Annotated in this window: 1 protein-coding gene and 1 pseudogene; both read right to left on the bottom strand. The window is 68.0% G+C overall.

Features of this window, described 5'->3' with window-relative positions; genetic code table 11:
• Positions 1-482: 482 nt before the first annotated feature.
• Positions 483-866: a DUF1850 domain-containing protein gene (locus tag FJ980_RS32605; RefSeq protein WP_140524413.1), complete on the bottom strand. Its 384-nt coding sequence runs from the start codon at positions 864-866 to the stop codon at positions 483-485.
• Positions 863-1,237: pseudogene (locus FJ980_RS32600) on the bottom strand (TRAP transporter permease); the annotation flags it as partial. The gene FJ980_RS32605 and the pseudogene FJ980_RS32600, both read right to left, overlap by 4 nt.

Raw genomic sequence — 1,237 nt, 5'->3', positions numbered from 1 at the left:
CCCGAAAGTCGGGACAGGGACAGGTAAAATGAACTTCCTCACGCACCTCATCGGCTATGCCGCAGCCATTCGCGAATTCGTCGCGCCGACCTATCGGCCGGAGCGCTACTACATGCGCGGGCCGGGCCCGGCCTGCGCTCGTCGCGGCACCTCGCTGGGCGCGCACTGACCATGACTTTCGAGAGCCGACACAACAGCCGCATCTGCAGGCCTGACGCCGAGTCGCGCGCCACCACCTATCGCGCCGAGCGCCCGGCCTTCGCCGATCGGCGGCGTGCGACATCGCCGCGGCTTTGAGACCGCCTTCGCCGGCTTAATGTCTCAGGACACGAGCCGCCGAGGCCCGCGTGAGCGACCTTCTCCAGCCCAGTCGGCCCCAGTCCAGTCGGGCCCAGTCCAAGCCGTCCTTCTGAATACCCTTCGATGCAAGCCATCCGCTGACCGTCTTCGACGGCGCTGGCTCCAGCCGGGATGATAGTGCGCTACCGCGGCAGGCTCGTGCCGTCCGGAGCACACGGCTCCAGCACGATCGTGCCGCCGGCCACCTTGCCGAGTTCTCGGCAACCCTGATCTGCGCACAGTGTCCAACCATCACCGGTCGCGCCGGAGGCGGCGAGCATAAGGCTTCGCTGCGGCCCGACCTTCGGAGCATAGACCCACCAGCCGTCTCGCAGCACCGCGCCCTCCGGTGGTTCCATGCCGGCGCCCGAGCCCTTTATGCGCGCCTCGGTGACTTGCAGGCCGGAAGGCATCACCTTCCAGTGTTCCTCCCAGCGCGTGCGCTCCACCGAGTGCGTCCAGGAGAGGGTGAAGGCGGCGGCCGCCAGCGTCACCGTCTTGCCGGCGGCAAGGATACACAGGCTCATGCTTGGGCCGTCGCCCGCCGCGCACGCCAGAAATGCCAGCCGATCCAGGCAAACGACAATGCCCAGCCTGTCTCGTCGGTGAGCGGGATCGCCGCGACCAGCAGCACGCCGGCACAGAAGGCGATGAGCCGTTCCCACCACGCCATGCGCCTGGCAAGGAAGCCGACGGCGGCGGCGCCCCACAGCACGATGCCCATGCACGCCTTGACGACGATGTAGGCGACCTCGACGGGGTAGCCGAACTGGGCGGCGATCGGGCCTGGATCCTGCAGCATGAGCGCCGGCGTGTAGACCGCCATGAACGGCACGACGAAGCCGGCAATGGCGAGCTTGGTCGCCTGGATGCCGATCTTGAGGCCGCTTTCCTTGGC

The sequence above is a fragment of the Mesorhizobium sp. B1-1-5 genome, assembly GCF_006443065.1.
Lineage (GTDB): Bacteria > Pseudomonadota > Alphaproteobacteria > Rhizobiales > Rhizobiaceae > Mesorhizobium.
This window is presented reverse-complemented; position numbering and strand designations above follow the sequence as displayed.